Raw genomic sequence first — 14,135 nt, forward strand, 5'->3', positions numbered from 1 at the left:
ACTTTTCCAGTCAGGGAGTTGCTATGTCTGCCAGACATCCGGTTATTGCCGTTACGGGTTCGAGTGGGGCGGGAACCACTACCACCAGCCTCGCCTTCCGCAAGATCTTCGCCCAGCTTAACTTACGGGCGGCAGAGGTAGAAGGCGACAGCTTTCACCGCTACACGCGCCCGGAGATGGATATGGCCATCCGCAAAGCGCGCGATCTGGGTAAACACATCAGCTACTTCGGCCCGGAGGCCAATGACTTCGGCCTGCTGGAGCAAACCTTCCGTGAATACGGGCAAAGCGGTACCGGGCAGTCCCGCAAGTATCTCCACACCTACGATGAAGCCGTGCCCTGGAACCAGGTCCCCGGCACGTTCACGCCCTGGCAGCCGCTGCCGGAACCGACTGACGTGCTGTTTTACGAAGGATTGCACGGCGGCGTGGTGACGCCTCAGCACGACGTGGCGCGCCACGTGGATTTGCTGGTGGGGGTGGTGCCGATTGTTAACCTTGAGTGGATCCAGAAGCTGACGCGTGACATGAGCGAGCGCGGCCATTCGCGAGAGGCGGTCATGGACTCGGTGGTGCGCTCCATGGAAGATTACATCAACTTCCTGACGCCGCAGTTCTCCCGAACCCACATTAACTTCCAGCGCGTCCCCACCGTGGACACCTCCAACCCGTTCGCTGCAAAAAGCATCCCGTCGCTGGACGAGAGCTTTGTGGTGATCCACTTCCGCAACCTGGAAGGCATTGATTATCCCTGGCTGCTGGCGATGCTACAGGGTTCGTTTATTTCGCACATGAATACGTTAGTGGTACCGGGCGGAAAAATGGGGCTGGCAATGGAGCTGATCATGACACCGCTGGTGCAGCGGCTGATGGAAGGAAAGCAGATCGCGTGACACCTGTTGCCGGATGGCGCTTCGCTTATCCGGCCTACGTTCGTGCAGTTGTAGCTTTTGTAGGGCGGGTCAGCGAAGTGCCACCCGCCAAAAATTAAGCCGCGATCACTTCATACGAATGGGTGATTTTTACCGCTTTCTCCAGCATTAACGCCACAGAGCAGTATTTTTCCGCAGACAGGTCAACCGCACGCGAGACCGCCGCATCCTTCAGTTCTTTGCCGGTGACGATAAAGTGCAGATTAATATGCGTGAACAGGCGGGGCGCCTCTTCACGACGTTCCGACGTCAGCTTCACTTCACAATCGGTCACGTCATGACGGCCTTTTTGCAGGATCGACACCACGTCGATCGCGCTGCATCCGCCCGCCGCCATCAGCACCATTTCCATCGGGCTTGGCGCTTTATCGCCGGAGTTGCCATCCATCAAAACCTGGTGCCCGGAAGCAGACTCGCCCAGGAACGTTAACCCTTCAACCCATTTCACACGCGCTTGCATATTCACTCACTCCAACGTTGCATTTTTTATGACAGATTACGTGTACGTTACATTTCTCGCAACGGAAGGCGACCTGCGTCATGCTGAAGCGAGACACCAGGAGACACGCGGCGAAAGCTATGCTAAAACACTCTGGATGCTACAGTAATACATTGACGTTACACATGTATGCAGAGGACATCAAACTTTACTGGCTGCGAAACGTTACGACAGCCGACTTCCCAGGTATGGGTAAGAATTCGATTGCAACCCCAGAGTCCGGATGCATCTTATGACTCTGGTGACAGCTTATAACAGAGGATAACAGCGCATGGTGCTTGGCAAACCGCAAACAGACCCGACTCTCGAATGGTTCTTGTCTCATTGCCACATTCATAAGTACCCATCAAAGAGCACGCTGATTCACCAGGGTGAAAAAGCGGAAACGTTGTATTACATCGTTAAAGGCTCGGTGGCCGTGCTGATCAAAGATGAAGAAGGGAAAGAGATGATCCTTTCTTATCTGAACCAGGGCGATTTTATCGGTGAACTGGGCCTGTTTGAAGAAGGCCAGGAACGTAGCGCCTGGGTTCGTGCAAAAACAGCATGTGAAGTGGCTGAAATTTCTTACAAGAAATTCCGTCAGCTGATTCAGGTCAACCCTGACATCCTGATGCGTCTTTCTTCCCAGATGGCACGCCGTCTGCAAGTGACCTCTGAGAAGGTGGGTAACCTCGCCTTCCTGGACGTGACCGGTCGTATCGCTCAGACGCTGTTGAACCTGGCGAAACAGCCAGACGCCATGACCCACCCTGACGGTATGCAAATTAAAATTACCCGCCAGGAAATCGGTCAGATCGTCGGCTGCTCCCGTGAAACAGTGGGCCGTATCCTGAAGATGCTGGAAGACCAGAACCTGATCTCTGCCCACGGTAAAACCATCGTGGTCTACGGAACCCGTTAATTTCGGTCAAACGGCGTGCCGCCGCAGGGTGGCACGCCGTTTTTGTCTCTACTCCTCATGTGGCGCAGGCTGATCTATCACCCGGAAGTTAACTACGCACTACGACAAACGCTGGTGTTGTGTCTTCCCGTGGCCGTGGGCCTGATCCTCGGACACCTTCAGCAAGGTCTGCTGTTTTCCCTCGTCCCCGCCTGCTGCAACATTGCCGGTCTGGATACGCCGCATAAACGCTTTTTCAAACGCCTGATTATCGGTGGCAGCCTGTTTGCTGGCTGTAGCCTTGCCGTTCAGCTCTTACTGGCCCGCGACATTCCGCTGCCGCTGATACTGACCGTGCTGGCGATGACTCTCGGCGTCACCGCCGAAATCAGCTCGCTGCATGCCCGTCTGCTTCCCGCGTCACTCATTGCGGCCATCTTCACCCTGAGCCTGGCCGGGAATATGCCCGTGTGGGAGCCATTGCTGATCTACGCCCTCGGCACGCTGTGGTACGGGCTGTTTAACTGGTTCTGGTTCTGGCTGTGGCGGGAACAGCCGCTGCGCGAATCCCTGAGCCTGCTCTACGTGCAGCTTGCTGAATACTGCGAAGCAAAATACACCCTGCTCACTCAACATACCGACCCGGAAAAATCCCTGCCGCCGCTGCTGGCGCGCCAGCAAAAAGTGGTGGATCTGATCAGCCAGTGCTATCAGCAGTTGCACATGCTTGCCGCCAACAAAAATCATGAATACAAGCGGCTGCTGCGAACCTTCCAGGTCGGGCTGGATTTGCAGGAGCATATCTCCGTCAGCCTTCATAATCCGGAAGAGGTGCAAAAGCTGGTGGAGCGCAGCCATGCGGAAGCGGTGATCCGCTGGAACGCGCAGACCGTCGCGGCCCGCCTGCGGGTGCTGGCTGACGATATCCTCTATCACCGCTACCCGACGCGCTTTAACATGGACAAACAGCTCGGCGCGCTGGAAAAGATTGCGCGTCAGCACGCGGATAACCCGGTCGGGCAATTTGCTGCCTGGCATTTCAGCCGCATCGCCCGGGTGTTACGCACCCAGCGCCCGCTTTATGCCCGGGACCTGATGGCCGATAAGCAAAAACGGCTGCCGCTACTGCCCGCGCTCAAAAGTTATCTTTCACTGAAATCTTCCGCCCTGCGCAATGCCGCGCGGATCAGTGTGATGCTGAGCATCGCCAGCCTGATGGGAATGGCCCTGCACCTGCCGAAACCCTACTGGATCTTAATGACCGTGCTGTTTGTCACCCAGAACGGCTATGGCGCCACGCGGGTGCGCATTCTGCATCGGGCGGGCGGTACGATGGCGGGGCTGATTATCGCGGGCGTGACGCTGCACTTTCACGTGCCGGAAGGCTATACCCTGGCCGGTATGCTGGCGATCACGATGGTGAGCTACCTGATCATCCGCAAAAACTACGGCTGGGCGATGGTGGGCTTTACGGTGACGGCGGTGTATACCCTGCAACTGCTCACGCTTAACGGGGAACAGTTTATTATTGCCCGGCTGGTCGATACGCTGATTGGCTGCCTGATCGCCTTTGGCGGCATGGTCTGGCTGTGGCCACAGTGGCAAAGCGGGCTGCTCAGGCAGAACGCCCACGACGCGCTCGAAGCCGATCAGCAGGCCATTCGTCTTATTCTGAGCGATGACCCGCAGCCCTCTCCGCTGGCCTACGAGCGCATGAAGGTCAACCAGGCGCATAACGCCCTGTTCAACTCCCTTAACCAGGCCATGCAGGAGCCGGGCTTTAACGCGCACTATCTGGCTGACATGAAGCTGTGGGTCACGCACAGCCAGTTTATCGTCGAGCACATCAATGCCATGACGACGCTGGCGCGGGAGCACACGATGCTGACGCCGGATCTGGCGCAGCGCTATTTGCAGTCGTGTGAAATTGCGTTGCAGCGCTGTCAGCAGCGTCTGGAGTATGACGCGCCGGGCGAGTCAGGGGATTCGAACATTCTGGAAGCGCCGGAGACGCTGACCCATGGGCCGATGAGCACCCTGGAGCAGCATTTGCAGCGCGTGCTGGGGCATCTGAACACCATGCACACTATTTCGTCGGTGGCATGGCGTCAGCGCCCGCATCACGGGATTTGGTTAACGCGTCGGTTAAAACGAACCGCGTATTAGCCTCTGACGATCTTCGCGACCGCCGCGGCAAAACGGGTTAGTCCGTCTTCGATGTCTTTGTCTTCCACCACCAGCGATGGCGCAAAGCGCATCACGTCCGGCCCGGCATTGAGCACCATCACCCCTTCGTGCGCGGCGGCGTGCAGGAAATCGCGCGCGCGGCCTTTGTACTGCGGCTTCAGTTCGGCGCCGATCAGCAGCCCCATGCCGCGGATGTCGCTGAAGACATCAAACTGTTCATCAATCTGCTGGAGATGTTTCACAAACAGGTCGCGTTTCGCATTCACGCCATTCAGGACGTCCGGCGTATTAATGATGTCGAACGCCGCACCCGCCACGGCGCACGCCAGCGGATTACCGCCGTAGGTGGAGCCGTGTGAGCCCACATGAAATGCGGAAGCGATATCCTGGGTGGTGAGCACCGCACTGACCGGGAAACCGCCGCCGAGCGCTTTCGCGCTGGTCAGAATATCCGGCGTTACGCCGTAGTGCATATAAGCAAACAGGTCTCCGGTACGCCCCATCCCACACTGCACTTCATCAAACACCAGCAGCGCCTGGTGCTCGTCGCACAGCTCGCGCAGCCCTTGCAGAAATTCCGGGGTGGCCGCCGTGACGCCGCCTTCCCCCTGAATGGGCTCGACCACCACGGCACAGGTGTGATCGTCCATCACCGCTTTAACGGCGTGGAGATCGTTAAACGGCACGTGGATGATATCCGCAGGTTTCGGACCAAAGCCGTCGGAATACTTCGGCTGGCCGCCAACGGAAACGGTAAAGAAGGAGCGTCCGTGGAAGGCGTTATGGAAGGCGATGATTTTGGTTTTGTACGGGCTATGACGCGTGGTTGCGTAGTAGCGCGCCAGCTTAAAGGCGGTTTCGTTGGCTTCGGTGCCGGAGTTCATAAACAGCACGCGTTCGGCGAAGGTGGCATCGATGATCTTACGCCCCAGACGCAGCGCCGGTTCGTTGGTGAACACGTTGCTCGTGTGCCACAGCGTTTCGCCCTGCGTTTTCAGCGCGTCCACCAGCGCAGGATGGCAATGGCCCAGCGCCGTCACCGCAATACCGCCTGCGAAATCAACATACTCGTTGCCCTGCTGATCCCAGACGCGGCTGCCTCTCCCTTTCACCGGGATAAACTCAGCCGGTGCATAAATCGGCAGGATCACTTCATCGAATGTCGCGCGGGTAATTGCTGGTTGTTCAGTTGCCATGTCATGACCATCCATTTTTATGTCACATTGATTGTGAAAATATAATCACAAAATATGCATAAAAAATCACAACAAGGCAACAGATATTCAGCGATTAAGGAAATTGGCCAGCAGCGCGTGCCCCTGTTCGCTGAGAATGCTTTCCGGGTGGAACTGCACGCCTTCCAGATCGTACTCACGGTGACGAATGCCCATGATCTCCTGCGTCTCGCTCCAGGCGGTGACCTCAAAGCAGGCCGGCAGGGTCGGCGGATCAATGATCAGAGAATGGTAGCGCGTCACGGTTAACGGATTGTTTAGCCCCAGAAATACGCCGGTACCGGTGTGCGTGACCGGAGAGGTTTTGCCGTGCATGACTTTCGCGGCACGGACAATGGTGGCGCCAAAGACCTGCGCAATGGCCTGATGACCCAGGCAGACGCCCAGAATCGGCAGTTTGCCCGCATAATGGCGGATCGCCTCCAGCGAGATACCAGACTCCGAAGGGGTACACGGCCCCGGCGAAATCACGATTTTCTGGGGTGCCAGCGCGTCAATGTCAGCCAGCGCGATCTCATCGTTACGGCGGACAACCACCTCTGCCCCCAGCTCACAAAAATACTGGTAAAGGTTCCAGGTAAAGGAATCGTAGTTATCAATCAGCAGAATCATGGCGGCTCCTGAAAAAATGGCCGCCCTATTTTACGCAGATTCCCGCGCTTCGCTCACAACTTTGGCAAAGATGGCGTTCAGGGCTGTCAAATCCCCCATCGCCCCGCTCTGGTTGGCGGCAGCCCAGTCGTTCGGGTCGATCCCCTGCCAGTTCAGCACATAGCCCGCATGAATAGCCAGTTGTTCAAAGAAGATCCGCTGGGCCACGCCATTACCGCTCATAAACGGATGTAGCATGTTGATTTCACAGTAGTAATGACTGATTCTGTCTGTAAACTCTGCTTTCTGAAGGCCCACCAGATATTTATCACTTTCCAGCGAAGCCATCAGCTCATTACCCACTTTCTCGATGTACTCGAAATGGCAAAAAGGAATGTCGCCCTTAGAAATATCGGCGGTGCGCAGCTCGCCCGCGCCTTTCATTTCGTTGCGGAATAAATGGCGGTGAATAAGACACAGATGGGGTAAACCCGGTGCGGAAGGCCCCAGTTCCAGCGTCTCGATATCGGGTTCAGCGGGACCCTTACCTTTTTCAAGGAGGCAGCTGGCCTGAAAATTGACCTTACGTTGTTGCTCCCAGAGACGGGATTTTTGCTTGTCGGTGAGTTTTTTCACTACGCCTCCCTGAATAGTCCGTTTGCCACAAGTATAAGCAGCAAAACGCGCTTTCGCAGGGAGGGCGGAAAGACACGGGCAAGATGTGCCCGTGTGAGGGAACGTTACGGCAGCACTTTCGCGGAGAGAATGACGACAGGCTTAGTCGGCACATTCTGGTATGGACCGACATCGTGAGTCTGAACCTGAGAGATCTTATCCGCCACGTCCATGCCTTTCACCACTTTGCCGAACACCGCGTAGCCAAAGTCGCGCTGACCGTGGTCCAGGAAGGCGTTATCAGCCACGTTGAGGAAGAACTGGCTGGTGGCGCTGTCTTTGTCCGCCGTACGCGCCATGGAGATGGTGCCGCGCTTGTTCAGCAGGCCGTTGTCTGCTTCATTTTTGATGGGCGGGTTAGGCTGTTTCTGCTGCATCTGCTCGTTAAAACCGCCACCCTGAATCATAAAGCCCGGGATCACGCGGTGGAACGTGGTGTTGTTATAAAAACCACTGTTCACGTAGTCGAGGAAGTTTTTCACCGAAACAGGGGCTTTCTGGCTATCCAGCTCCAGCTCAATATTCCCCGCAGAGGTAGTCAGCAGGACGTGGGGGTCTCCTTTGGCTGCCAGCGCAGCAGGGGAAACGGCAGAAAGAGCAAACACAGCTGCGACAGCCGCCAGTGTTGATTTGAGCATGAGAATTCCTTAACAAAGCGCAGTATAAAAAGCGAATGGCTTGATTCTAAAGAGCAGTATGAACCCAGACCAGTCTTTTACCTAATTTTACCAAATTGAAACAATTATTACCGCGCAAACGATTGTTCACCCCGCAACGTAATGTGATCTGCATCACGTTAAAACCTGCAATTGTGCTCAAAATTTTCTGAAAAGATTTAATTAGATCACTTTCGCGACTAAAATCTGCCCGCTCAAACGCAGTCATTGCGTTTTTCTTTACTTTTAACAGGCCAGACATGACTAACAGCAATCGCATCAAGCTCACATGGATCAGCTTCTTCTCTTACGCCCTGACCGGCGCGTTGGTGATCGTCACCGGGATGGTGATGGGAAATATCGCAGACTACTTCCAGCTGCCCGTTTCCAGCATGAGTAACACCTTCACCTTCCTGAACGCGGGGATCCTGATCTCTATTTTCCTGAATGCCTGGCTGATGGAAATCGTGCCGCTGAAAACGCAGCTGCGTTTCGGCTTCGTGCTGATGGTTGCCGCCGTGGCGGGCCTGATGCTGAGCCACAGCATCGCCCTCTTCTCTGCCGCCATGTTCGTGCTGGGCCTGGTGAGCGGGATTACCATGTCGATCGGTACGTTCCTGATTACGCACATGTATGAAGGCCGCCAGCGCGGCGCGCGTCTGCTGTTCACCGACTCCTTCTTCAGCATGGCCGGGATGATTTTCCCGATGGTCGCCGCGTATCTTCTGGCGCGCAGCATTGAGTGGTACTGGGTGTACGCCTGCATTGGTCTGGTTTATGTCGCGATCTTTGTTCTCACCTTCGGCTGCGAGTTCCCGGTGCTGGGCAAAAAAGCGCAGACTACGTCCGAGCCGGTTGCGAAAGAAAAATGGGGTATCGGCGTACTGTTCCTCTCCATCGCCGCGCTGTGTTACATCCTCGGCCAGCTGGGCTTTATCTCCTGGGTTCCTGAATACGCGAAAGGTCTGGGCATGAGCCTGAACGACGCGGGTAAACTGGTGAGCGATTTCTGGATGTCTTACATGTTCGGCATGTGGGCGTTTAGCTTTATCCTGCGCTTCTTCGACCTGCAACGGATCCTGACCGTTCTGGCGGGTCTGGCAACCGTGCTGATGTATCTGTTCATCAACGGTTCCCCGGAGCATATGCCGTGGTTCATCCTGACCCTGGGCTTCTTCTCCAGCGCGATTTATACCTCGATCATCACCCTTGGCTCTCTTCAGACCAAAGTGGCCTCGCCAAAGCTGGTGAACTTCGTGCTGACCTGCGGCACCATCGGCACCATGCTGACCTTCGTGGTCACGGGCCCGATTGTTGCGCACAGCGGCCCGCTGGCGGCGCTGCATACCGCTAACGGTCTGTACGCCGTGGTGTTCATCATGTGCTTCGTGCTGGGCTTTGTGACCCGTCACCGTCAACACAACCCGGCAACAGCTACCCACTAATCGCCGTAACCCCTTTGCGTACTGCAAAGGGGTTTTCCCCTGCTCACCCGCCCTGCCCGCCAATGGGTAAAAAACACCACTACATTTGTGCAAAAAATAAGCAAGCACAAAAATCAAACAATATCCGTCACTTATAAAAATCCTGACAAATCATAGATATACCCACTAAGGGGTAGGTGAAGGCGTATTTGATTTGCATCAATAAGTGCCCCTGCTGAATCGTTAAGGTAGGCAGTAATAGAAAAGAAATCGAGGCAAAAATGAGCAAAGTCAGACTCGCTATCATCGGTAACGGCATGGTCGGCCACCGCTTTATTGAGGATCTTCTCGATAAAGCCGATGCTGAGCAGTTCGATATTACCGTGTTCTGTGAAGAACCCCGCAAGGCGTACGACCGTGTGCACTTGTCTTCCTACTTCTCTCACCATACCGCCGAAGAGCTCTCTCTGGTGCGTGAAGGGTTCTACGAGAAGCATGGCGTAAAAGTGCTGGTGGGCGAACGCGCTATCACCATCAACCGTCAGGAGAAAGTGATCCACTCCAGCGCCGGACGTACGGTTTTTTACGATAAGCTGATCATGGCGACGGGCTCGTATCCGTGGATCCCGCCTATTAAAGGGTCGGAAACCCAGGATTGCTTCGTTTACCGTACCATTGAAGACCTCAACGCCATTGAATCCTGCGCACGTCGAAGCAAACGCGGCGCGGTTGTCGGCGGTGGTCTGCTGGGTCTGGAAGCGGCAGGCGCACTGAAAAACCTCGGCGTTGAAACCCACGTCATCGAATTTGCCCCGATGCTGATGGCAGAACAGCTGGACCATATGGGTGGCGACCAGCTACGCCGTAAAATCGAAAGCATGGGCGTGAAGGTTCACACCAGCAAGAACACCAAAGAGATCGTGCAGGAAGGCACCGAAGCGCGTAAAACCATGCGCTTTGCAGACGGCAGCGAGCTGGAAGTGGATTTCATCGTCTTCTCCACCGGTATTCGCCCGCGCGACAAGCTGGCCACCCAGTGCGGTCTGGCCGTTGCGCAGCGCGGCGGGATCATGATCAACGATACCTGCCAGACCTCCGATCCGGATATCTACGCCATCGGCGAATGCGCCAGCTGGAATAACCGCGTATACGGTCTGGTTGCACCAGGGTACAAAATGGCGCAGGTCGCCGTTGACCATATCCTCGGCAGCGAAAACGCCTTCACCGGCGCAGACATGAGCGCCAAGCTGAAACTGCTGGGCGTGGACGTGGGCGGTATTGGTGATGCGCATGGCCGCACCCCGAACTCCCGCAGCTATGTTTATCTGGACGAAAGCAAAGAAGTCTACAAACGTCTCATCGTCAGCCAGGACAACAAAACCCTGCTCGGGGCGGTGCTGGTGGGTGATACCAGCGACTTCGGTAACCTGCTCCAGCTGGTGCTGAACGCCATTGAGCTGCCGGAGAACCCGGACGCGCTAATCCTCCCGGCGCACGCCTCCAGCGGTAAGCCGTCCATCGGCGTGGATAAACTGCCGGACAGCGCGCAGATTTGCTCCTGCTTCGACGTGACCAAAGGCATGCTGATCTCCGCCATTAACAAAGGCTGCCACACCGTTGCGGCGCTGAAGGCGGAAACCAAAGCCGGGACCGGCTGCGGCGGCTGTATTCCTCTGGTCACTCAGGTGCTGAACGCCGAGCTGGCAAAACAGGGCATTGAAGTGAACAACAACCTGTGCGAGCACTTCGCTTACTCTCGCCAGGAGCTGTATCACCTAATCCGCGTGGAAGGCATTAAGTCCTTCGACGAACTGCTGGAGAAACACGGCCAGGGCTATGGCTGTGAAGTATGTAAGCCTACCGTCGGTTCCCTGCTGGCGTCATGCTGGAACGAATATGTGCTCAAACCAGAACACACTCCGCTTCAGGACACCAACGATAACTTCCTGGCCAATATTCAGAAAGACGGGACTTACTCGGTGATCCCGCGTTCTGCCGGAGGGGAGATTACCCCGGAAGGGCTGGTCGCCGTGGGCCGTATCGCCCGTGAGTTTAACCTGTACACCAAAATCACCGGCTCCCAGCGTATCGGCCTGTTCGGTGCGCAGAAAGACGACCTGCCGGAAATCTGGCGTCAGCTGATTGAAGCGGGCTTTGAAACCGGTCACGCGTACGCCAAGGCGCTGCGCATGGCGAAAACCTGCGTCGGCAGCACCTGGTGCCGCTACGGCGTGGGCGACAGCGTGGGCTTCGGCGTAGAGCTGGAAAACCGCTACAAAGGCATCCGTACGCCGCACAAAATGAAGTTCGGCGTGTCAGGATGTACCCGTGAATGTGCGGAAGCCCAGGGGAAAGACGTGGGTATCATCGCCACCGAGAAAGGCTGGAACCTGTACGTGTGCGGTAACGGCGGGATGAAACCTCGCCACGCGGATCTGCTGGCCGCCGATCTCGATCGCGATACGCTGATCAAATACCTCGACCGCTTCATGATGTTCTACATTCGTACCGCCGATAAGCTGACCCGTACCGCGTCCTGGCTGGATAATCTCGAAGGCGGCATCGACTACCTGAAATCGGTCATTATCGACGACAAGCTGGGTCTGAATGAACAGCTGGAATCCGAGATGACTCGCCTGCGCGAGGCGGTGATCTGCGAGTGGACCGAAACCGTGAACACGCCAGCGGCGCAGACGCGCTTCAAACACTTTATCAACAGCACCCAGCGCGACCCGAACGTGCAGGTGGTGCCGGAGCGCGAACAGCATCGTCCAGCGACCCCGTATGAACGTATTCCGGTGATGCTGGTGGAGGAAAACGCATGAGCCAGTGGGTTAACATCTGCAATATTAACGACATTCTGCCAGCAACCGGCGTCTGTGCCCTGCTGGGCAACGAGCAGGTGGCGATTTTCCGCCCTCGCCACGATGAACAGGTCTATGCCATCAGCAATATCGACCCGTTCTTCGAGGCCAGCGTGCTCTCCCGCGGTCTAATTGCGGAGCACCAGGGCGAGCTGTGGGTTGCCAGCCCGCTGAAAAAGCAGCGCTTCCGCTTAACCGACGGACTCTGCATGGAAGATGAAAGCTTCTCGGTCAAACACTACGACGTCCGCGTGAAGGACGGCGAGGTGCAGCTGAAAGCGTAACCTCTCGCCTTTTCAATAGGAAAGGCTTATGACCCCTTATGGGTAACGGCAGGAAAAACCGTATGTTCTGTACGATTCCTGCTGTTATCCTGACGTCAATTCTTCCCCCGCCATGAATGCTGTGAGGTAACGTCGTGGATCACCTGCCGATTTTTTGTCAATTACGCAACCGCGACTGCCTGCTCGTGGGCGGCGGCGATGTGGCTGAACGCAAGGCACGCCTGCTGTTAGAGGCGGGTGCCCGGCTGACCGTCAACGCCCTCACCTTTGCCCCGCAGTTTGACGTCTGGGCGCAGGAAGGGATGCTCACCCAGGTGCAGGGCGAATTTGATGAATCCCTGCTGGATACCTGCTGGCTGACCATCGCCGCAACGGATAACGATGACGTTAACCAGCGCGTCAGCGACGCCTGCGAAGCGCGCCGCATCTTCTGTAACGTTGTGGATGCGCCGAAAGAGGCGAGCTTTATCATGCCGTCGATTATCGACCGTTCACCGCTGATGATTGCGGTGTCGTCCGGCGGGCGCTCGCCCGTTCTTGCCCGTCTGCTGCGGGAAAAACTGGAAGCCGTGCTGCCGCAGCATCTTGGTCAGATTGCCCGATACGCCGGGGAGCTGCGCTCCCGCGTGAAGCAAACCTTCGCAACCGTGGGCGAACGCCGTCGCTTCTGGGAGAAGTTCTTTGTCAACGACAGGCTGGCGCAGTCCCTTGCCAATCAGGACACCAAAGCCGTTGAAGAGACGACCGAACAGCTCCTGAGCGAGCCGCTGGACCATCGCGGTGAAGTGGTGCTGGTGGGCGCAGGTCCCGGCGATGCGGGCCTGCTGACGCTGAAGGGTCTCCAGCAGATCCAGCAGGCGGACATCGTGGTGTATGACCGTCTGGTCTCTGATGACATCATGAATCTGGTGCGCCGCGATGCTGACCGCGTGTTCGTCGGCAAACGGGCAGGTTATCACTGCGTACCGCAGGAGGAGATCAACCAGATCCTGCTACGGGAAGCGCAAAAAGGTAAGCGCGTGGTGCGCCTGAAAGGGGGCGATCCATTTATCTTTGGTCGCGGCGGCGAAGAGCTGGAAACCCTGTGCAACGCGGGTATTCCGTTCTCCGTGGTGCCGGGCATTACGGCGGCGTCCGGCTGTTCTGCCTATTCCGGCATTCCGTTAACCCATCGCGACTATGCCCAGAGCGTGCGCCTGGTGACGGGCCACCTGAAAACCGGCAGCGAACTGGACTGGCATAATCTGGCCGCTGAAAAGCAGACGCTGGTGTTCTATATGGGGCTAAATCAGGCAGCCACGATCCAGGCGAAACTGCTGGAGCACGGCATGGAAGCAGATATGCCGGTCGCACTGGTGGAAAACGGCACCGCCATTACGCAGCGCGTGGTCGATGGCGTGCTGACGCAGCTGGGCGAGCTGGCGCAGCAGGTTGAAAGCCCGGCGCTGATCGTGGTGGGTCGCGTGGTAGCCCTGCGCGAAAAACTGAACTGGTTCTCCAGCCACTAACGCATAATCTCTCCCGGGAGTAGTCTTTAAGCGGACTACTCCCTTCTTACCTCAGTCGATAACATACCGCCCGCATAATGGAACTTTTCCATTTATTCCCTCGTGTTACATCCAATTTTCGATTTTTTGACAAGGAATGCGTATGTTCAAACTGGCAAAAGCTGCCGTTCTGGTCGGCCTGTTATCAACTCTGACGGCCTGCACCGGTCACGTTCAAAATACTAAAAATAATTGCAGCTACGATTACCTGCTTCACCCGGCGATCTCCATTTCGAAGATCATCGGCGGTTGCGGCCCGGCGGCACAGCAGTAAGCGTTTTTCAGGCGTAAAAAAACCGGGGATGTCCCGGTTTTTTTTGTTTCGTCAGTTTTGTCGGGTGGCGGCTCCGCCTTACCC

General features: G+C 56.4%; 13 protein-coding genes. 8 read left to right on the forward strand and 5 right to left on the reverse strand.

What is annotated here, in order from left to right; translation table 11 throughout:
- The first annotated feature begins 23 nt into the window (after nucleotides 1-23).
- Entirely contained in the window at nucleotides 24-893 is an 870-nt protein-coding gene (locus IMQ56_RS05615) for a phosphoribulokinase (RefSeq protein WP_003861663.1), read from the forward strand.
- Nucleotides 894-987: 94 nt separating this feature from the next.
- On the opposite strand, the gene IMQ56_RS05620 is transcribed toward IMQ56_RS05615, so the two are convergent.
- On the reverse strand, nucleotides 988-1,392 hold the full coding sequence (locus tag IMQ56_RS05620) for an OsmC family protein (protein WP_015571423.1): 405 nt from the start codon (nucleotides 1,390-1,392) through the stop codon (nucleotides 988-990).
- A gap of 310 nt (nucleotides 1,393-1,702) precedes the next feature.
- Between IMQ56_RS05620 and crp the strand changes: the two genes are divergently transcribed.
- Nucleotides 1,703-2,335 carry a cAMP-activated global transcriptional regulator CRP gene (gene crp, locus IMQ56_RS05625; RefSeq protein WP_000242758.1) on the forward strand — a complete coding sequence of 211 codons (633 nt, stop codon included), beginning with the start codon at nucleotides 1,703-1,705 and terminating at the stop codon, nucleotides 2,333-2,335.
- Between the two features lie 57 nt (nucleotides 2,336-2,392).
- Nucleotides 2,393-4,480, forward strand: coding sequence for a YccS/YhfK family putative transporter (locus IMQ56_RS05630; protein WP_196063602.1), 2,088 nt, complete (start codon nucleotides 2,393-2,395; stop codon nucleotides 4,478-4,480).
- Here the strand turns inward: IMQ56_RS05630 and IMQ56_RS05635 are convergent.
- The 4 genes from IMQ56_RS05635 to ppiA all read right to left on the reverse strand — a co-directional run bounded on the left by IMQ56_RS05635 (nucleotide 4,477) and on the right by ppiA (nucleotide 7,640).
- Nucleotides 4,477-5,697 (reverse strand): aspartate aminotransferase family protein, encoded by a 1,221-nt coding sequence (locus IMQ56_RS05635; protein WP_023304543.1) that lies wholly within the window; start codon nucleotides 5,695-5,697, stop codon nucleotides 4,477-4,479. The two genes, IMQ56_RS05630 and IMQ56_RS05635, sit on opposite strands and share 4 nt — an antisense overlap.
- An 87-nt stretch (nucleotides 5,698-5,784) precedes the next feature.
- On the reverse strand, nucleotides 5,785-6,348 hold the full coding sequence (pabA, locus tag IMQ56_RS05640; protein ID WP_017384162.1) for an aminodeoxychorismate synthase component 2: 564 nt from the start codon (nucleotides 6,346-6,348) through the stop codon (nucleotides 5,785-5,787).
- Between the two features lie 30 nt (nucleotides 6,349-6,378).
- On the reverse strand, nucleotides 6,379-6,963 hold the full coding sequence (locus IMQ56_RS05645; RefSeq protein ID WP_023295530.1) for a putative adenosine monophosphate-protein transferase Fic: 585 nt from the start codon (nucleotides 6,961-6,963) through the stop codon (nucleotides 6,379-6,381).
- Nucleotides 6,964-7,067: 104 nt separating this feature from the next.
- Nucleotides 7,068-7,640 carry a peptidylprolyl isomerase A gene (gene ppiA, locus IMQ56_RS05650; protein ID WP_003861649.1) on the reverse strand — a complete coding sequence of 191 codons (573 nt, stop codon included), beginning with the start codon at nucleotides 7,638-7,640 and terminating at the stop codon, nucleotides 7,068-7,070.
- 278 nt (nucleotides 7,641-7,918) lie between these two features.
- Here ppiA and tsgA point away from each other — a divergent pair, with 278 nt between their 5' ends.
- The 5 genes from tsgA to IMQ56_RS05675 all read left to right on the forward strand — a co-directional run bounded on the left by tsgA (nucleotide 7,919) and on the right by IMQ56_RS05675 (nucleotide 14,051).
- Complete coding sequence (tsgA, locus tag IMQ56_RS05655; RefSeq protein ID WP_015571426.1) at nucleotides 7,919-9,103, forward strand: MFS transporter TsgA; 1,185 nt, start codon at nucleotides 7,919-7,921, stop codon at nucleotides 9,101-9,103.
- A 260-nt stretch (nucleotides 9,104-9,363) separates the two neighbouring features.
- Complete coding sequence (nirB, locus tag IMQ56_RS05660) at nucleotides 9,364-11,907, forward strand: nitrite reductase large subunit NirB (protein WP_017384160.1); 2,544 nt, start codon at nucleotides 9,364-9,366, stop codon at nucleotides 11,905-11,907.
- Complete coding sequence (gene nirD, locus IMQ56_RS05665; RefSeq protein ID WP_015571429.1) at nucleotides 11,904-12,230, forward strand: nitrite reductase small subunit NirD; 327 nt, start codon at nucleotides 11,904-11,906, stop codon at nucleotides 12,228-12,230. Before nirB ends, nirD begins: the two co-directional genes overlap by 4 nt.
- A gap of 134 nt (nucleotides 12,231-12,364) precedes the next feature.
- On the forward strand, nucleotides 12,365-13,738 hold the full coding sequence (cysG, locus tag IMQ56_RS05670) for a siroheme synthase CysG (RefSeq protein WP_196063580.1): 1,374 nt from the start codon (nucleotides 12,365-12,367) through the stop codon (nucleotides 13,736-13,738).
- Nucleotides 13,739-13,880: 142 nt separating this feature from the next.
- Nucleotides 13,881-14,051: a YhfL family protein gene (locus IMQ56_RS05675; RefSeq protein WP_008503029.1), complete on the forward strand. Its 171-nt coding sequence runs from the start codon at nucleotides 13,881-13,883 to the stop codon at nucleotides 14,049-14,051.
- The last annotated feature ends 84 nt before the right edge of the window (nucleotides 14,052-14,135 follow it).

It is taken from the genome of Enterobacter sp. Res13-Sevr-PEC09-46, assembly GCF_015672585.1.
Lineage (GTDB): Bacteria > Pseudomonadota > Gammaproteobacteria > Enterobacterales > Enterobacteriaceae > Enterobacter > Enterobacter hormaechei_C.